16 protein-coding genes and 1 pseudogene are annotated in these 18,966 nt (G+C 40.9%); 3 read left to right on the forward strand and 14 right to left on the reverse strand.

Features of this window, described 5'->3' with window-relative positions:
- A pseudogene (locus R2B77_RS15935) lies at positions 1 to 218 on the reverse strand (hypothetical protein); the annotation flags it as partial.
- Between the two features lie 487 nt (positions 219 to 705).
- Between R2B77_RS15935 and R2B77_RS15940 the strand changes: the two are divergent.
- The gene (locus R2B77_RS15940) at positions 706 to 1,467 is read left to right on the forward strand and encodes a DUF5986 family protein (RefSeq protein WP_203249074.1); all 762 of its coding nucleotides are present in this window, start codon (positions 706 to 708) and stop codon (positions 1,465 to 1,467) included.
- 26 nt (positions 1,468 to 1,493) lie between these two features.
- A complete protein-coding gene (locus R2B77_RS15945) occupies positions 1,494 to 2,681 on the forward strand; it encodes a helix-turn-helix domain-containing protein (protein ID WP_203249075.1) in 1,188 nt (395 codons plus the stop codon).
- 117 nt (positions 2,682 to 2,798) lie between these two features.
- On the opposite strand, the gene R2B77_RS15950 is transcribed toward R2B77_RS15945, so the two are convergent.
- The 3 genes from R2B77_RS15950 to R2B77_RS15960 all read right to left on the reverse strand — a co-directional run bounded on the left by R2B77_RS15950 (position 2,799) and on the right by R2B77_RS15960 (position 5,437).
- Positions 2,799 to 3,518, reverse strand: coding sequence for a MerR family transcriptional regulator (locus tag R2B77_RS15950; RefSeq protein ID WP_203249076.1), 720 nt, complete (start codon positions 3,516 to 3,518; stop codon positions 2,799 to 2,801).
- Positions 3,519 to 3,592: 74 nt separating this feature from the next.
- A complete protein-coding gene (locus R2B77_RS15955) occupies positions 3,593 to 4,393 on the reverse strand; it encodes a hypothetical protein (protein WP_203249077.1) in 801 nt (266 codons plus the stop codon).
- A 300-nt stretch (positions 4,394 to 4,693) separates the two neighbouring features.
- Positions 4,694 to 5,437, reverse strand: coding sequence for a GyrI-like domain-containing protein (locus tag R2B77_RS15960; protein WP_203249078.1), 744 nt, complete (start codon positions 5,435 to 5,437; stop codon positions 4,694 to 4,696).
- A gap of 273 nt (positions 5,438 to 5,710) precedes the next feature.
- Between R2B77_RS15960 and R2B77_RS15965 the strand changes: the two genes are divergently transcribed.
- Positions 5,711 to 7,834 (forward strand): methyl-accepting chemotaxis protein, encoded by a 2,124-nt coding sequence (locus R2B77_RS15965; RefSeq protein ID WP_203249079.1) that lies wholly within the window; start codon positions 5,711 to 5,713, stop codon positions 7,832 to 7,834.
- 65 nt (positions 7,835 to 7,899) lie between these two features.
- Here R2B77_RS15965 and R2B77_RS15970 read toward each other — a convergent pair whose 3' ends face one another.
- The 10 genes from R2B77_RS15970 to R2B77_RS16015 all read right to left on the reverse strand — a co-directional run bounded on the left by R2B77_RS15970 (position 7,900) and on the right by R2B77_RS16015 (position 18,949).
- The gene (locus R2B77_RS15970; protein WP_203249080.1) at positions 7,900 to 9,360 is read right to left on the reverse strand and encodes a carbon starvation CstA family protein; all 1,461 of its coding nucleotides are present in this window, start codon (positions 9,358 to 9,360) and stop codon (positions 7,900 to 7,902) included.
- Positions 9,361 to 9,767: 407 nt separating this feature from the next.
- Entirely contained in the window at positions 9,768 to 10,496 is a 729-nt protein-coding gene (locus tag R2B77_RS15975; RefSeq protein WP_203249081.1) for a LytR/AlgR family response regulator transcription factor, read from the reverse strand.
- Positions 10,496 to 12,235 carry a sensor histidine kinase gene (locus R2B77_RS15980; RefSeq protein WP_322555755.1) on the reverse strand — a complete coding sequence of 580 codons (1,740 nt, stop codon included), beginning with the start codon at positions 12,233 to 12,235 and terminating at the stop codon, positions 10,496 to 10,498. The genes R2B77_RS15975 and R2B77_RS15980 overlap by 1 nt, the downstream gene beginning before the upstream one ends.
- 162 nt (positions 12,236 to 12,397) lie before the next feature.
- The gene (locus tag R2B77_RS15985) at positions 12,398 to 12,787 is read right to left on the reverse strand and encodes a hypothetical protein (RefSeq protein ID WP_203249083.1); all 390 of its coding nucleotides are present in this window, start codon (positions 12,785 to 12,787) and stop codon (positions 12,398 to 12,400) included.
- A gap of 31 nt (positions 12,788 to 12,818) precedes the next feature.
- Complete coding sequence (locus R2B77_RS15990) at positions 12,819 to 13,331, reverse strand: D-glycero-alpha-D-manno-heptose-1,7-bisphosphate 7-phosphatase (RefSeq protein ID WP_203249084.1); 513 nt, start codon at positions 13,329 to 13,331, stop codon at positions 12,819 to 12,821.
- Between the two features lie 10 nt (positions 13,332 to 13,341).
- Complete coding sequence (locus R2B77_RS15995; RefSeq protein WP_203249085.1) at positions 13,342 to 13,782, reverse strand: hypothetical protein; 441 nt, start codon at positions 13,780 to 13,782, stop codon at positions 13,342 to 13,344.
- A gap of 243 nt (positions 13,783 to 14,025) precedes the next feature.
- Entirely contained in the window at positions 14,026 to 14,601 is a 576-nt protein-coding gene (locus tag R2B77_RS16000; RefSeq protein WP_203249086.1) for a maltose acetyltransferase domain-containing protein, read from the reverse strand.
- 18 nt (positions 14,602 to 14,619) lie between these two features.
- Entirely contained in the window at positions 14,620 to 16,479 is a 1,860-nt protein-coding gene (locus R2B77_RS16005; RefSeq protein WP_203249087.1) for a GH32 C-terminal domain-containing protein, read from the reverse strand.
- Positions 16,480 to 16,602: 123 nt separating this feature from the next.
- Positions 16,603 to 17,472, reverse strand: coding sequence for an ROK family protein (locus R2B77_RS16010; protein ID WP_212391926.1), 870 nt, complete (start codon positions 17,470 to 17,472; stop codon positions 16,603 to 16,605).
- A 22-nt stretch (positions 17,473 to 17,494) separates the two neighbouring features.
- Positions 17,495 to 18,949, reverse strand: coding sequence for a glycoside hydrolase family 32 protein (locus tag R2B77_RS16015; protein WP_203249088.1), 1,455 nt, complete (start codon positions 18,947 to 18,949; stop codon positions 17,495 to 17,497).
- Positions 18,950 to 18,966 lie beyond the last annotated feature (17 nt).

Consider the following 18,966-nt stretch of genomic DNA (forward strand, 5'->3'; position numbering starts at 1 on the left):
CGGCGCACGGTGACGTTAGATTTTCCAATTGCATCCGCCATCGTGTCATGCTTTAAGTGAGCAGCACCGTATTTCACAGAGTAGCGGCGAATCATATCCAGTACAGCGCGGTCCGTATCGTTCATTTCGTTACAGTTTGCGATGACATGACGGCGTGCTGCCTCGTCCATATCCTGTGCGTTTGTGAAATGTGCGTAGTCTTTTAAGTAAGCTGTCATAGTGGTCATTCCCCTTTTATTCTTTATATAGAGGGAAATGAGGAAATCGGATACACATTTAAAAATATATTTTGAAAAAGAAAAAATCCTCCTGTGGAAGCAAGGATTTCATCTATTGAAGAGTAAAACAGAAGGGAGCCAGACACAGAGTGATACGAGTGGTAAGATATTAAGGTAGAATTGCGCGCATCACTGATTCTAATACTGCTAGGTGAACAGGGATACTCGCCTATTACATGATTAAATATTTACAGAGTTTTTTGAGCAAGCCAAGAATTTTTAAAGGTGGAATGTTGACAAAATGAAAAAGTAACTTTAAATCGTACTATAAAGTAATAAGACTAAAGGATCGCTGTTGTATTTCATAAAAATATTCTATATACAACAATCACAAAAAACATTTTTAGGTTTTAATAACTAAAGGTAGACTTTTTATAGATATTTGTAGTATAATTATCTCAAATACTAGAAATAAGAGGTGATTTACTTGAAAATCAATGAATCTGTCGCCAAAGACCTTGTACAAGCTTTTAGTAAAAGCACTGATGGGACTATCAATGAAATTATCTTAGAACATTCTTTAGACACACATAACTTTAAAGATTTTGGTGCCTGGGATATTCGTTTTTCTCGGATAAAGAAGGTAGCTTTGAAACACGAATTAGTCACTTTGAGAAGAAAAAGAGGACGATGGACCTTTTTTTGTATCCTACATATCGAGACTGGAATACTATATGTATTTTCAAAGGAAAAAAATCTAGAGTCTGTCATTAAAAAATTGGGTAAGGGGAGCATACATTATTTTCACGCCTTTATTTCGAAAAATGGAGATGCGATTGATCTAGATAACACCCAAACTTCTTTATTTCCTATGCTAACAGATGAATATGAAGAGAAGAGACTTATCGAAGTACAAAAAATACTCGGTAATGAATATCCATTAGTAAAAAAGGTAATATTCATTGTGGGTAAAGAAGAAAATAAGCAAATTGTTAATGTTGAAGCCCATTTTTATAACAAGTATTTCGAACTAATCGACTTTGAGGATTGGTCATCTAATATATCTCTTGCTGAATATAGTGATCTTACCGCATCGATAACTCCAATGGATCAGGATAGCATCGATGATGAAAAACCGATACCTTCCGTAAAACAAAATATTAAAGATCGCAAGGATAAGGATTCCAAGAAGGATATCCAAGAAGTGGTATCCCCAAAAAAAGAGGAAGAAAAAGAAGAGGAAAACTAATCCTTAATTCTTAAGGAGGAATTAAAGTGTCAGAACGCCAATTTAACGGATTAAGACTGAGAGAGGGTAGAATTTATCGGGGCTATACTATTACTGATCTTGCAGATGAATTAGGAATTAGCAAACAAATGATATCAAAATATGAAAATAATAAAGCTATTCCTACGTTTGATATATTAATAATTTTAACCCGTATATTAAAATTCCCAAGAGACTATTTTTATGAAAACTCCGTTGAGGTGAAAACTGGAAATACTTATTTTCGTTCCTTATTATCAACCGGAAAAAAAGAACGTGAAATGCAAAATGACCGTGTTAAATACTTAACAATATTAAGAGCACTTTTAGAAGAATATGTGGACTTCCCCTTATTAGATATACCTGAGCTTACAGACGAGAATTCAGACAACATTGAGTATATTGCCCATGAATTAAGACACAAGTGGGGACTTGGAGATGAACCAATTAAGAACCTTGTCTATTTCCTTGAAACAAAGGGATTTGTTATTACATCCCTTAACCTAAATAAGAAAAAAATCGACGCTTTTGGATCTCAGAATGAAGTGAATGGCAAAGTCTATTATTCTATTGTTCTTAGCAATGAAAAGAGATCATTTTATAGACGTCAATTTGATTTAGCTCATGAACTCGGACATTACATCTTACATGATCCGTTTATTAAAATTGATGACCTAAGCAAAGATGAATTTAAACAAATTGAACAAGAAGCCAACGAATTTGCTGCGGCATTTCTTTTACCCAAAGAGAGTTTTTATAACGATATATCTATTCATCCTACTGATTTGAATTATTATGAGTTATTAAAAAAGAAGTGGGGAGTATCAATAGGCGCTATGGTTATGCGAGCATATAAACTTGGGGTTATGAATGATGGAGAATATCAGTACATTCAACGTACCATAAGTAAAAAAGGCTGGCGTGCAAAAGAGCCACTAGATGATTTGAAAGAAGTAAAAGAACCGGTTGCAATGAAGCAAGCGGTCGAATTATTAATTGAAAATGATTATATAACCGGTGATGAGATTATTAGAAGATTATCCAAAGATTATGGGCTTAGTTTATTTCGAGTGGAGATTGAGGAATTACTTGGTTTAGACGAGGGTTACTTAAAAAATGAAAAGGTTCAATATGAAGATAATATTATAAGTATTGAGGATATACTACATTTCAAATCTCAAAAAAATCTCAGTTGATTATACTATTCAGCTTAATATTCATTTAAAATGAAGACACGAAAGAAGATTTTTACTTTTCTTTCGTGTCTTTGTAACTTATACAAACGTTTGTATAAGTTATTACCCTCTATACCACTACATCATGGCATACCTTCCCATAGCATCCCGCATAAACCTCGCAAGCCCATCCCCAAACTTATCAATATTCTTCGTAAACCGTTCATCCGCCACATACATCTGCCCCAATCCCGCAAATGCCTCCAGCGAATAATCACCCATTTTATTGAGTAACACAAACCACTCACCAATCCCAGCCTGCGCTTCCTCAGAAGCCGGGTCCAAATGACGAATCTCCGCCAGCTTAAAGTAAATGCGATTCATCTCCTCGCCTAACTCTGGCCCAAATTGTGCGACCTTCTTATTCGATGCATCGACCGCCTTATCTCCCCAACGCTCTCTCGCTTCCTGTTCATACGGATTCTTGCTAAAATCGAACCCTTTAAATTTCTCTTCATTCGTCATCACTAATTCCCCTTTTCCTTGTTGAATCGTCTTGTCAATCGTTGCAATCATACTGTCGAGCTGCTTGCGTTTATCGACGAGCATTTGCCGTTGCATTTCAAAAGCCTCCTGGCGATTGAATGCGGGACTATCGAGCAACTCCTTAATTCTCTTCAAAGAGAAGCCGAGTTCGCGAAAGAATAATATTTGCTGTAACGTTGCCAAATTATCATCGGAATACAGCCGGTAGCCTGCCTCCGTCGAGTCATCTGGTGTTAATAATCCGATGTCATCATAATGATGGAGTGTGCGCACACTGACACCGGTTAACTGTGATACTTCCTTCACTTTCATGACTCATGACCTCCCTTCAAAAACAACTATAAAGTATGACGTAACGTGAGAGTCAACAACAAAAAAGAAAAAACTTATCCTTTCAACCACAAAAAGAAAATCATAATGTAGGCAAGCTTTTCATCAGCCGAAATATGTGCTCCCAATCGCACATGTTCATGATGCGCCGTGCTGACAAACGCCGGGTTCATGGCGTAAGGGAAAATGCCAAAGCGATACGATGCCGTCATTCTTCCCTCTTCATCCTTCACATCGATGTCGCCTGCCATGTTTTTGGCTTCAAGTTCACGCCAAATCGTCCCGTCTGCATGATACAAAATGCCGCGATTTTTCAGTGCTGATTTTGACAGATGTTGAACGTAGGTACTCATTAATGTACCGTCGGGCTTCCTTAGCGACAGCTCGTAACGCTTCACATTATCTTGGATGGTAAATGTCGCAATCCGCTGTCCACTCGTATCTAAAATATCGTAGTGCACCGGAATGATAAAACCCTTCTCAAACAAATTAAAAATTGTCAGCCACCTAGATAACCGCCCTTTAGATGGCTCTATTATACATAACGGATTGCCATTTGAATCGACGTTATACATTTTGGGTAAAAGAGCAGGTACTCGCTGAAAGTTCAATTCATGGAGATCTTCCAAGTTCAGTAGGCTTGCACTCATTGTTTCATTGCTTAATTTTTCATGCGCATTTTTGAAATAAAACCCTGCGCCAATGCCACTCACTGCAAACAATCCGGTCACAAATAATAGATCCCCATTTTCAGAAAAACCCTCATAGCCGTAAAAATAAAAAATGATTCCAAAAATGGTTGCGCCAATACCCCCTAGAAAGCTGATTTTTGACGTCTTCCTATAAATTTCTTTCATTTCCCGATATCACCATCCCTTTCATACATCGTGGGCGGTACAACGATAGATTGTCAACTCCTATTCAAACGATTATATGCAAAAAAAAGAGTGATTCTACGAATTAGCTTGCTTCCTACCCCATTTGCTTGCACTCGAACTACATTTGCTTGCATTCACGGATGGTTTGCTTGCACCCATCGTCGAGTTGATTGCATTTCAGGACTTTAGTCCAATGAAAATCGATACCACAGGATTGTATTTTATCTAAGCAATCAAAAAAAGAGACCTCGGGCTGACCCGAAAATCTCATTTCCAACCTCACTCAATCGGCATCCAGATTTCAATAACATCCTTCGTCGCGCCAATAGGGTAAACGTATCGTTCAAAATCATAGCAATCGCGCAATTTGATGTCATCCATTTTAATAATGAAGTCGTATGTGGCTGGAATCCCAGAAATTCCACCTTCAACCGTTGCGACAATGAACTTCCCAGCCGGTATGATGACCTCTTCTGTATCGGGAAACCCTTCAGCATGATTCGATTTTACGCCAGCGATATAATGGATAATCTCTCCCTCCATCTTCAGACAAACACCGAATGACTCCTCCACTACAACATTTTTCTCAGCGATTTCCGAATTCAAAATCCCCCATTTACCCGGAATGTCTGAGACCGGTCCTACTATTCCGTACCCTACCACTTTGAACTCCTCAACTGTAACAATGCGTGTCTCCATCTGAATCTCTCCCTTATTTAAATAACTTTCAATCTCTTCCATCGTTTGACGCAAATCATCTACTTCATGTTCAATTTGCTGTCTCCTTTTTAACAACAACGACTCCATTTGTTCATCTCCTTCCGCAAGAATAGCAGAGAGAGATACCCCAAATCGCCTTAATGTTTTGATCCGAACGAGCTGTCGCTGCTCCATTTGCGAATAAAACCGGTAGCCCGTTTCTGGATTTACGAAAGCGGGTTTGATAAGCCCGATTTCTTCATAATGTTTCATGGCTTTCACAGTTACACCGACAAGGCGAGCCGTTTTTCCAATTGACAGCACCGTGTACCCCTCCTTTTTAATCACTATAAACCTACCCGTTAGGTACGAGTCAATTCTCAAATAGATATAAAAAACATCAAAACCTCATCCTGATAGCCTTACAAATCAACCGGATGAATGCATAATTGCAATAACCCACATAATCACTTGAACACATTTTTTACTTTTTCAAAGAAAAATTGTACCATCTACAATTATAACCTAGACAAATAGAACTAACAGACCGATAATTGATAATAGTCAAAATATACTAGCTAAAAAGGGAGAAGTGGCATGAAGAAACTAGAAACCAAAATGTTGTTATTTATTTTAGTACCAACAATTCTTTTCTTTATCGGTCTGGGTACATATATTTCTTTGACAGTCCATTCCACGGCTATACAAGTCGCCGAGGAAAGCTTGGAGACGCGTGGAGAATTACTCGCTGAGGAATTAGGGCTTGAGCTAGAAAAAACGACAGCGGCACTTCAAACATTGTCCCAATCATTAGGCGGATTACTTGATAGTGGTTCGGTCCCTGCACGGGATGATGCAAATACGATGCTGCGTCAATTACTGGTTACGAATCCTAATGCGGTTAGCTCATGGATGGTTTGGGAGCCTGATGCCTTTGATGGCAAAGATGCAGACTACGTCGATGCGGAAGGGCATGATACGACTGGGCGTTTTGTTCCGATATGGTCAAAAGATGAAGATGGAAAGTTCATCGTTCTACCGATGAAGGGCTATAATCGGCTTGGCGACTTACATACAAATCTTAAAAAGGTGTTGGAGACAGGCGAAAATGCACTCTTTGAGCCTGTTATTGTCGAACTCAATAAAAATACAATCTACATCACTTCCGTTGCCTTTCCCGTTAAAGTGAACGGAAAAGCAGTTGGCGTAATCGGCGTGGATATGGAGTTAAAAACATTGAACGAATTGGTCACTCAATTTTCCTTTTACGACAGTGGCTTTGCAAGCTTGATGTCCAACACTGGGATTGTCATTTCGCATCAACAAAACGATTTGATTGGACGCAATTACTTTGACCACACTGCCATGAGTGAAAGTGAGGAAGGGGAAGTGGTTAGAAATGCGGTTCTTCAAGGAGAGAAAATAAGAATTTCTGGGATATCTGATATTTTGAATAAGGATGTCTATCGCTTATTTTCACCAATTAGTGTTGAAGGAATACAAACTCCTTGGAGCGCGCTGTTAGTTGCACCTCTTGATGAAGTAACCAAAGAAGCGAAAGCGATTACAACTCAGATTGTCATTAGCATTATCGTCATTGTCACTATTCTTGCCCTCATTATCTTTTTTGTCACACGGAATATCACAAAAGTATTACGTGCTACTGTTGGATTCGGACAAGTCTTGCAGCAAGGAGACTTTACACAGTCCATTTCAGGACGGTTTTTAAAACGAAAGGACGAGCTGGGTGATCTTGCCACTATTTTCACTTCAATCAGTGACAGTATGAGAAGTTTAATCAGCAAGGTGCAGGATAGTGCTCAACAGGTTGAACAGTCTGCCAGCGCAGTAGACATTGTTACAAATGAAGCTACCCTTGCAGCGAATGAAGTAACATCCGCCATCGAAAAGGTTGCGCAGTCCGCGGAAGTCCAAATGCAAAGTGCTGAAGAGAGTGCAAAAGCAATGGGAGATATGTCTCAAAGAGTCCAAACTGTTGCCTTTACCGCCACAACTGTCTCTGACACTACACATAAAATGATTGAGCAGGCGAATAGCGGACAAAAAGTTGTGCAAAATGCTGTACAGCAAATGGACACAATACACCAAGGAACGAACGAAACAAAATTGGTGATTGAGCAATTGGAAACCGAAGCCAATAAAATTCAGAATATCGTTTCTGTTATAACATCCATTTCAGAACAGACAAATCTATTAGCTCTGAATGCAGCAATTGAAGCAGCACGAGCTGGTACAGCTGGAAAAGGGTTTGCCGTTGTTGCTGATGAAGTTCGAAAATTAGCAGACGAAACAAATGGTTCTGCTGCCGACATTCAAAAGCTTGTCAGTGCCATCCAAGCCGATACAATAAGAGCAGCCGATTCTATGACAAAAAATGAAAGCGGTGTCAATGATGGCATCAAGCGGATGGGGGAAGTGGAATCAGCATTCAAACAAATTATCATTTCCATCGAGCTCATTGTAAAAGAGGCTATCGAACTGTCGGCAGTTGCTGAACAAATGTCAGCTAGCTCAGAGGAAATTGCAGCTACATCGGAAGAAATAGCGGGCAGCGCAGAAACCTCATATGAACAAACGCACCAAGTAGCCGCCGCTGCTGAACAACAGCTCGCATCCATGGAGGAAATCACCGCAAGTTCAGCTACATTGAAAGTACTATCTGAAGAGCTCAATATCGCATTACGTCAGTTTAAGGTATAAACCCAAAAAGGTGAGACACTGCTTATCTAGCAGCATCTCACCTTTTTGTTATTCACACATTCAACTTAAGCCAATTTACTCTCATTCACGTCCACGTCATCCACGACGACATCTGTTTCAATCTTATTCGCCTTATTGTTTTTCGCTTTAATAAAGAACATGACCGTCAAAATAGCCGTTAAAACAATTCCGACGTAGAAGGACAGTTTCAAATCTAAGCTTAGTCCAATCTTCGCGTTTAAGATATAGACGAAGACCATGTAGGTGATGAACAGTGCCGGTACGAGCGACACAAAGTAGTTCTTGCCTTTAATAAATAGATACATCGTCGCAATCCATAAGGCAATTGCCGCTGTTGCTTGGTTCGCCCAAGAGAAGTATCTCCACAAGATGTTGAAGTCAATTTGTGTTAGCAAAGCCGATAGCACAAATAATGGCACAGCAATCATCAATCGTTTTGCCACTTTTTTCTGGTCAATCTTCATGTAATCCGCAATGATGGAACGTGCCGCACGGAACGCCGTATCGCCTGATGTAATCGGCAGGACAATAGCCCCTAAAACCGCGATTGTTCCACCAATAGCGCCTAACAATGTCATAGACACTTCGTTAACAACCGAAGAAGGTGTACCTGTTTTGATGAACTCACTTAATGTTTGTCCGTCTAGCATACTCATTGCCGCCGCAGCCCAGATCATCGCAATGACTGCTTCAGTAATCATCATGCCATAAAATACATAGCGACCTTGTGATTCTTTTTGTGTTGTTCTAGAGATAATTGGTGATTGTGTCGCATGGAAACCAGATAGGGCGCCACAAGTAATTGTAAAGAATAAAATCGGGAAAATCGGTACATTATCCGGGTGCAAGTTCGCCAATGTCAATTCTGGAATTGTATAATCCGAGAATACTAAGGCTCCTCCAACCCCAACAGTACCAATCAATAGTACCGCACCAAAATATGGATACAGTCTACCGATAATTTTATCAATCGGAAGAATCGTAGATAAGAAATAATAAGCAAAAATGACAGTAATCAAAATCCATAATGCCACTTTACCATTCATTAAAATTGCCAATAATGAGGCCGGTGTCGTTACAAATACAGTCCCGACTAATAGCAGAAGCAATAGCGCGAAAACGTTTACAATATGCTTGGAAACATTTCCTAAAAACTTTCCGGCAAGCTCTGGAATATGTGCGCCTTTATTACGAATCGAAATCATACCTGTTAAATAGTCATGCACAGCTCCTGCAAAAATCGCTCCGAAAACAATCCATAAGAAAGCGACTGGTCCGAATAGTGCACCCATAATTGGTCCGAAGATTGGACCTGTTCCAGCTATATTTAACAGCTGAATAAGCGCATTTTTTTGTTTATGCATCGGCACATAGTCGACGCCATCTGCATTGGCATATGCAGGTGTTTTCCGAGCATCCGAAGGATCAAAAATCTTTTCAATGAATTTCCCATACGTAAAATAAGCAATAACTAAAAGTGCAATTGAAGCAAAAAATGTAATCATGTGAACACCCCTATTTCCCTATTTGATCAATTACGCCTCGGCGTAATTGCGTTCAGATTTTTTCGAGCGAGCTCGAAAAGCTCCTCTGAAAATCTGTGACATCCGCCGGAGGCTTCACTTGAATCAAAGGGAGTTCAAACGCCCTTTGATTCAAGTCAAGCCGCCGGCGGATGTCACAGATTCTCAGAGGAGCTTTTCGAGCGCGCTCGAAAAGCTCCTCTGAACATCTGTGACATCCGCCGGAGGCTTGACTTGAATCAAAGGGAGTTTGAACTCCCTTTGATTCAAGTCTATCTTTCTTACCATTCCTGTATTTAGTTTATGGTAAATTTTCAAAAATAGGCGTTTTTCGGTCCAACATGCGAGTTTAAGAGTGTAACATGCAAATAGTGCAGGTTAACATGTCATTACAATTCCAAGCGCTGTCGCAAATCTTTGACGTAATTTCTACTCACTGAAAGTTTTTCATCCAAGCCTTCTAATTCAAGCTGATAGGCACCGTTAAACCATGGCGTTAATCGGCTGACGTATTTCAAGTTGACGAGATAGCCTTTGTGAATCCGAAAAAATGAAAATGGCTCTAATCGACTTTCCAACTCCTTCAACGTAGTCCTTACATCATAGTCTTCTGTTTGCGTAATGATTTTCGTTACTTTGTCATCTCGAAAAATATACAAAATATCCTGCGGTAAAATATAATCGATCTCGCCGCCTGTTTCTACCGCCAATTTACCTGGCTTCTCCGTTTTGTCGGCCGGCAGTACGGGATGTAACATCTTGTCAATTCGTTCTATCGTTTGCTTTAGCTGCTCCTCGTCATACGGTTTCAATAAATAATCGACAGCATTGATGCGAAAGGCCTCCGCCGCGAATTGTGGATAAGCAGTCGCAAAAATGATAAGCGGCACTTTTTTTAATTCCACTAAGGTTTTCGCGACTTCCATGCCATTCATCTTCGGCATCTCGACATCTAAAAAAACAACATCCGGCTGAAGCTGTAACGCTTTTAAAATGGCTGCTTCCCCACTTTCAGCCTCCCCCACCACTTGGATACCTGGAAACTTACCTAGTAAATACGTTAATTCCTCACGTGCATATCGTTCGTCATCTACGATCAAAGTACGGATCGTCCCCATTAGACACCTACCCCCAATTTAGGAATTCGAAATGAAATAGCTGTTCCCTCATTCTCTTGACTTAAAATTGATAAGGCTGCTTGTTCGCCATACGTCATCAGCAAGCGCCGGTTAATATTGAAAAGTCCTACCCCAGTTCCCGTTTCAGAATCCAACTGCATCGTACCCAATACAGCGAGTCGCTCAGGCGTGACCCCTTTGCCGTTGTCCTCCACCTTAATTTCAATTTCGGCGCCAAGCTCACGTACCGTCATTTTAATAATGCTGTTTTTCTCCATATCCTTAATACCGTGGTGAATCGCATTTTCAACAATCGGCTGCAAGGTGAATGGTGGAATTCGTTCATGTAGTAAATGATCATCCACGTCATATACAATGGTCAGTCGATCGACAAATCTAGCCTCTATGATTTCCAAATACGCTTTGACATGCGATAGCTCTTGCTCAAGCGTAATTTGAGACGCAGTTGTCCCTGTGACATTTTGCCGCAAAAAGTACGATAACGACGTCAATAGCTTCCGTGCCTGGTCTGGATCTGTGCGAATCAACGACACAATAATATTCATGGAATTAAATAAAAAGTGAGGACTAATTTGTGCCTGTAACGCTTTGATCTCAGCCTCTTTTGCCAATTGATAAGCGCGATCCGTTTCGGCAATTTCGAGCTGGTTGCTTAATAGCGAACTCAAGCCTGCAATCAGTTCAATACTGACATCTGTAATGACTTTTTCTGATGGATAGTACAGTTTCAGCGTGCCAATCGTTTCACCGCGGCGAATAAGTGGTGCGATAACTGCCGCGCCTAATGGACAGCCCGGATAATCGCAGTGAATGGTGCCATCATTGACGACAACCAACTCTCCCAAAAGAATAACATCCTTCGTTTCATCCGTCCGAATCGAACTGCCTACCTTATGATGATCACTGGCAAGCCCGACATGCGCCAAAATATCCGTTTGGTTAGTCATGGCAACTGCACTTGGCTGTAATTCGCGGAATAGAATATTGCAGACAGCTTGTGCCGTGTCGGCGTTCATGCCTGTGCGCAAATAACCCAGTGTTTGATTCGCAATGCGCAACGTTTTCTGCGCCTGTAATGCCGTCACTTTCTCCTGCTGGCTAATCACATTATGGACAATCAATAGGAACATTGCTGTCCCCACCCCATTTGCTAAAATCATCGGAATTCCAATGACCTCAACCAGTGTGAGCGCTTGCTCAAATGGTTTGGATATCAACAGAATCATAGACATTTGCATCGCTTCCGCAAGTGCACCGATGCCAAATACGGTAAATGGTTTAAGCGCTTTCCCTTTTCGATAAAAAGCTCCAGCGACAACGCCTGCAATGATTGTTGAAAGTCCACAAGAGACAGCTGTAAATCCACCCAACGTCATACGATGGATACCCGCAATTAGCCCCGCGCCAATCCCGACACGATAGCCACCTAGCAAACCTGCGACAACCACACCAATGACACGCGAATTCGCAATGGCCTCCTCTGAACTCAATGCCGTTGCAACACTATTAAAATGCAGCGTATCCGTATTAAGCGCGACTCCAAAATACGTGCCTACAATCCCAAAAAATCCAAAAAATAGAATCGCCGTAAGCTCCTGCTTACGATCCAATTTATCGCGGTGCACCAGGTTTTTAAAAAACTGAAAGCGAGTCAAAATGAAGGCAACCGCTACAATCATGCCAACCCTCTCCAGCATTATAACTAGCAAATCCAACAACGGAATCCCACCTCATTTCAAACACACATTGACTAAATTATACGGTAAACGAGAGAGGATACATATCTTTATTTTCAGTTATTAAGAGGAAGTCTGCGGTGAATAGAAGTAAAGGCGGGGATTTACGGGCGAGTGTATGAAAATACCCGCAACTTTCAGGGTCTATATGCCATTCCTTAAAATGAAAATCTCACTTTCACCATTCCATTCCACTTCTAGGAGGAGCTCATCCGCACTAGTCGTAGAAGGACTATTAGAACTTAGCATTTGACCTTTATATACGCCTCGTTCATTTAATAAAACTTCATTCGCCTCATATTCTAACACCCCATCATGACTTGATTTGATAGCGTAACTCATTGTTTCAACGGTTTTCACATCATCACCCTTATAGCTAAGTTGAATCGTATACGTTTCGTCTCCATCCGTCTGACCCACCGTGACTTTAGCCGACCACCGTTCTCCCTCACCAACAAATAGCAGTTCTTTGCTTTGACAGGCAGATACTAATACAACCACTACTAATAAGAGCGAAAAAATTATTCTTTTCAAATGAATCCCCCTGCTCCTATAATAGTCCCGATTATAAATAATCAAGTAATTCTTTTATGCTTTTCACCTCACGAATTTTTTCATGATTATAGGAGGAACCCACACCAATTCCAAACCCCTTCATCTTCATACTGATAGCTAATTCAACATCCACTATTGAATCGCCAACCATAAAGGATTCATCAATATTTATACTAGGGTATTTCTTAATCGCCTCTGCAATCATACCTGTTTGAGGTTTAATGCAGTTACACCCCTCTGTCCTGCTATGTGGACAGTAAAATATATCTAAGATCTCCACTCCATGATGAATTAACGCATTCAGCATCTTTTCCGTAATATCCTCGTACTGTTCAAACGATATAAATCCTTCATTTAATAAATACTGGTTCGTGATAATGATAATTTCATACCCTTTTTTATTAACACTTTTTAATGTCTCGATTGAATCAGTAAGAAACACAGGCTCTTTGATATCTGTCCACTGATGATCTGGATAGTCTTCAATAATCGTCCCATCCCTATCAAAGAATGCTATCTTCACCACAATCACCCTACTCTTCAGATTTTATTTCCTCTACAGCAAAGTCCTCAGCAGAGCCAATCCAAGTTATTACTAATAAATAAAACGGATAAGTAATCAGTTGTCCCATAATAATAAGCCCCGTTGCTGGCGAAGCCTTATCTCCACCGTAAGTAATCGGAAAGAGCGTCGCAAAGATGAAAACAAATAGGATGACATACGGCAACCAAAGAATTACTGACCAGTAGCCCGCTTTGCGACCTTCAAACCATTTTCGGACGAGGAAGTAGAAGAGAAAGGGTGTAGCAATGAATCCGACCAAATGGATAGCAGCAATCACACTATTAACTGCATCCCCTTCCCATCCCGTTACCCGATAAATTCTATAAACATTAACTTGTAGCTCAATGGATATAAATAACGCAAAAGCATAGAGAGCACTTAGCATGTTTACCCTCAAAAGAGTCTTCACAGCCACTCAACTCCTTGATAAGTCCTCTACTTTAGACGCTTTGCCCATCGACAAGTTCCGAATTTTCTCTCATCAATAATTACTTCTCTCTATAGTGAGGTAATTTGGTGTAGCCCTACAATTCTCATCAAGTAGCCTGCTTTTCATCAAAAAGAACCCGTCCTTTTCAATGAAAGGGCGGGTCAGTTCTGTGTTTCAGGGATTCACCGGTGACTCTAGAGAGATAGATGAAATTTCACCAATTCACCCACGAGTCCTCGCAACATCAATCTCTTTAATAATCCTTGCAGGATTTCCACCTACAACGACATTATCCGGCACGTCTTTTACCACAACCGCACCTGACGCGATGACCACATTATGACCAATCGTAACTCCAGGATTAATCACCGCACGCCCGCCAATCCAGACATTATCGCCGATTGTTACAGGCTTTCCATATTCGGCACCGGAATTTCGCTCCGTAGGATCTAATGGATGAGTAGCCGTGTAAATATGCACACCGGGAGCCATCATGCAATTATCGCCAATCCTGATTTCACAAACATCCAAAAAGACACTATCAAAATTAGCGTAAAAGTTTTCACCAACATGAATATTAGATCCGTAGTCACAGCGTAAAGTAGGTTCAATGTATATATTTTCCCCAACTGAACCAAATAACTCTTTTAACAATGTAGTCCGTTCACTAAGCTCCGTTTCCAACGTTTCATTAAAAACCCTTGTTAATCGACGGGCATTTTCTCGCCCTTTTATTAATTCGGAATCAGCGGCAAGGTACAATTCACCAGCCAGCATTTTTTCTTTCTCTGTTTTCATCACGCGTCTCCTCCTCTATTACGAATGAACCCTAACCTTCATCACTTTCGTAACCTTCCCACTCGCATCACTCACAGTGATATTTGTAACGCCTGGTTCCAAGGCTTCCAAAGAAATCATTGAATCGTCCAGCTCTGTGATTTCCACTACATTCGAATGTTCAACTTCCCATGTATAGCCCTCATCATAATCATGACCATTCGGCTTGACCTGTGCCTGAATAGTCGTCACTTCCCCAACTTTTAACGTGACATACTCCTCACTGACTACAATACCGGTCATTTCATTCGCTTGAGGACGTTCTCGCCACGTCGAATGTAACTCAAAGAAGTCTAATAGCACAACATCTACGTTGCCGCCCTTTGTATATAATTCAATGGCATTATTCGTCGGCTTTGTATAAATCAATTTAGTAAACGCGAATTCACCTTCATTGATAAATAACTCAATAGAAGATTCATCCACAAGACCCCTTATCTTAATCTGTTTTCGCTCCATTGGGTAATCTGTTTCATGACGATTACCAAACTGATACATATTTCCGTTCCGATCCGTCAATTGTTCCAATCCGGCATTTGAGCGATCTAAAAAGATTTTATTCGTCGCTGTATCGACGCCAAATACAGCCTCTTCCTCTTCGGATTGGCGAAGACGAATACCGAACTCCTCCACATCATCCCACTCCACAATCATTTCGAATTCAAATGTTGTACTCGCAAATGTCTCAATCAGATGATCGCCTTCTAATCGGAATGCCTCCACATGATGAGCATTTGCCCGTAAGCTCTCTATTTCCTGAATAGGTCCTTGGAATAGTCGAATACTACCATCTTCAATGGTTCGAAGTGATAACTCACGTGGAATCGACATAGAGCCCATCCATGGATCAGTTGGAGATTGGTATGGGTAGCGCCAATTCGCCATCCAGCCTAGCCAAATTCTTCTACCATCCTCATCAGGAATATCAGAAAATGACTGTGCCGCATAAAAGTCTTGTCCAAAATCAGTCGTTAACACTGTTTCTCGGGAATTGTCATTCACAAATGTCGTTCCATCAAACTCTCCAATGAAATATTGAGCTGTTGAACCATTCGTTGTATCATTATCCCCAACACTCACGTGCAGAACCCACTTCTGATTCCCTTGATCCCCATTGACAGGCAACTGAAATAAATCCGGGCACTCCCACACTGCAACATGGGAGCCTTCATCACCTCCAAATTGACTTTGGAACGTCCAATCGATCAGGTTATCAGAGTTATAAAACGTAACACTTTGATTTGTAGAAATCACCATTACCCACTTATTTGTATCCTCATGCCAAAACACTTTCGGATCACGGAAGTCTTTTATACCGGGATTTTCAATAATCGGGTTACCTTCATAGCGCTCCCATGTTCTCCCCTTATCTTTACTATATGCCATCCCTTGCGCTTCACCGCCCTCGGTACTCGTATAAAAAGCAACTAAACCAGTCTTTCCATTAAATATTCCACTGGAATCATTCCAGTCTACAACTGTACTACCCGATAAAGCTTGCCCAAGTAAATCATGCTCCAAAGCGACGGGAAAGTGTTCCCAATGGAGCATATCTGTACTAATGGCATGCGCCCAGTTACCATTTTTCTGATGAAATAAATGATATTCTCCCTCAAAATATATAAGTCCATTTGGATCCGCTAAATTCCCTGATGGTGTTGAAAAATGATACTGTGGCCGATACATTTCCGTATAATAATCAGCATTCGCTGCCTGCTTTTTACTTAGACCCACTGCTTTCATATCACTCTCACCCTTTTCGTTTTGTTCAACTTCACTGCATCCAACTAGTAAAATCAACATCCCTATTAGCGTAGCAATAAGTCTTTTAATCTTCAAAATATACCCACTCCTTATTCAGGCAAAATTTAAGACCAAACCAATTGCCTAGAAAACAATCGGTTTGGTCCCTCATTTCTTTTCAAGATAAATTAAATCCTAAAGCAAATTCAAAAGAATTCCCTATTCCAGCTCAGCCTTCGCCAAATAAAATGCACCTTTAATCGCTGAAAAGCCCTCAATACCAGGAGTTACAATATAGTCAGCTATCTGATCCTCTAGCTGTGGGAAAACTAAATAATGATTATTCATCGCCTGCAAATGTTTGTAAATCACGGGCAACACTTGCCGTTGTTTCATAACTCCGCCACCTAGAATAATTCTTTCTGGTGATAGCGTTAGAATATACGTCATTAACGCTTGCGCGATGTAATAACCTTCGATTTCCCATACTTCCGGTCTATCTGTCAGCAACACAGCTTTTTCATTCCATCTCTTTTCAATTGCGGGTCCAGCAGCCAATCCCTCCAAGCAATCACCATGGAACGGACAAACACCTTCAAATGAGTCATCAGGATGTCTTCGAACCATGATATGTCCCATCTCGGGGTGACTGATCCCTTGTAGCATCTTGCCATTATTCACCGCACCCACGCCGATTCCCGTCCCAATCGTAATATAGATACAGCTATTTACGTCTTGAGCAGCTCCAAACTTCGCCTCCCCCAATGCCGCAATATTGACATCTGTATCGAACACCATCGGGACGTCCAAGTGCTCTTTTAAGGATGACAGAATATTAAAATGCTGCCACGCCACTTTAGGCGTTGTTGTGATACAGCCATAATTTGTAGAATCCGGGTTAATGTCAGCCGGACCAAATGACCCTACTCCTAATGCTTGAATCTCAAATTGTCGAAAAAATTCTTGTACTTTTTTCATTGTCTCCGCAGGAGTTGTTGTTGGAATTTCAATCATTTCAATCACATTAAAATCCATATCCCCCACAGCGCAAAGAAATTTTGTTCCCCCTGCTTCAATTGCACCTAACAAGATACTCAATCCTCTCTACTTATCATGAGTGGAATGCTCCAATATAGCTATTTGTTACCTGGATAGTTCCATCTAATGCGAACAGGACAACCTCTTCACAAACCTTATCCGGATAAACCAAGCTCGTCACGGCATATGCCCCCTCATTCAAGAATACTTCAATAGAAGCAGAATCTACAATAATATGCAATTTCACCTGATTCGTAGCTTGCAGATTTAACTCTTGATGATTAGAAAAGTTTTCTGAGAATACGATTTGCCCCGACCTTTCGCGATCCAATGTGAATCGATTCGTCTCTGCATCTATCGTTAGCACAGTTTTTTGGCTTGCCGTATGGGACAGCACGACCCCGAATTGCTTCGCGTCATGATTATCAATCTCCAAAACAATCTCTACACTCGGCTTATCCACCGCAAACGCTTTTGACTCTTCGCTACTGATGAACAAATCGTCAATTTCAACAACTTTGGTAAAGTATGAATCTAGTTCCTTAACAGGATTTTGAACGACCAGTAGCTGACCTCCAACATGTTGTAAGGCTAGCGTCCTTGGCAACGTCATCTGACTTCTCCAGCCCTCAGTCGGTACTTGGTTGGCATAGCGCCAATTACTCATCCAGCCCAGATAAATTCTTCGACCATCCTCCGTAGGAATATCTGAAAAACTAACACCTGCATAATTGTCTTTTCCAAAATCGAGCCATTGAATCTCTTGATGGTCAGCTGTAAAAGTCGAGCCATCAAAAGAACCTACAAAGTATTGCGTTCTTGAGCCACTCTCAAATTGAGGGTTGTCCCCAATACTGACCAACAATACCCACTTCTTCTCTTCACTATTGTCCACAGCTAATTCAAATAGATCAGGACATTCCCAAACACCTTCATGCGAACCAATATTATCCCCAAACTCGCTTTCAAACTGCCAGTCTATTAAATTCAGGGACGAGTAAAAAGTTACCGTTTGTCCTGTTGCTAACGCCATCAGCCACTTTGCCGTTTCCGCATGCCAAAATACTTTCGGATCTCTAAAATCTACTTTTGTCGGGTGCCCGAGTACAGGATTTCCCTCGTACTTCGTCCACGTTCGGCCTTGGTCATGACTATAGGCAAGACTTTGGGTTTGAATCGTCGGCGTTCCATCAGCCTTATCCAAATGATGTGTAAAAATCGCTACAATTCCAGGCTCATCCGGGAAAAAACCTGATGTATTATGCCAATCTACCACAGCACTTCCTGAAAAAATGGTCCCTAGTTCATCTGGATAGAGAGCAATCGGCAGCTCCTGCCAGTCAATCATATCTTTGCTGACAGCATGACCCCAATGCATGGGACCCCATATGCTATCATTCGGATTATGCTGAAAGAATAAATGATATTCCCCTTTAAAATAAACCATTCCGTTCGGATCATTCATCCAATTTCTCTGTGGTGCAAAATGCAAAGTTGGTCTATATTTCTCAAGATTATAAGTCGTCAATCACTATTTCCTCCTCT

Origin of the sequence: Sporosarcina beigongshangi (assembly GCF_033485195.1) — a bacterium.
Taxonomy (GTDB): Bacteria; Bacillota; Bacilli; order Bacillales_A; family Planococcaceae; genus Sporosarcina; species Sporosarcina beigongshangi.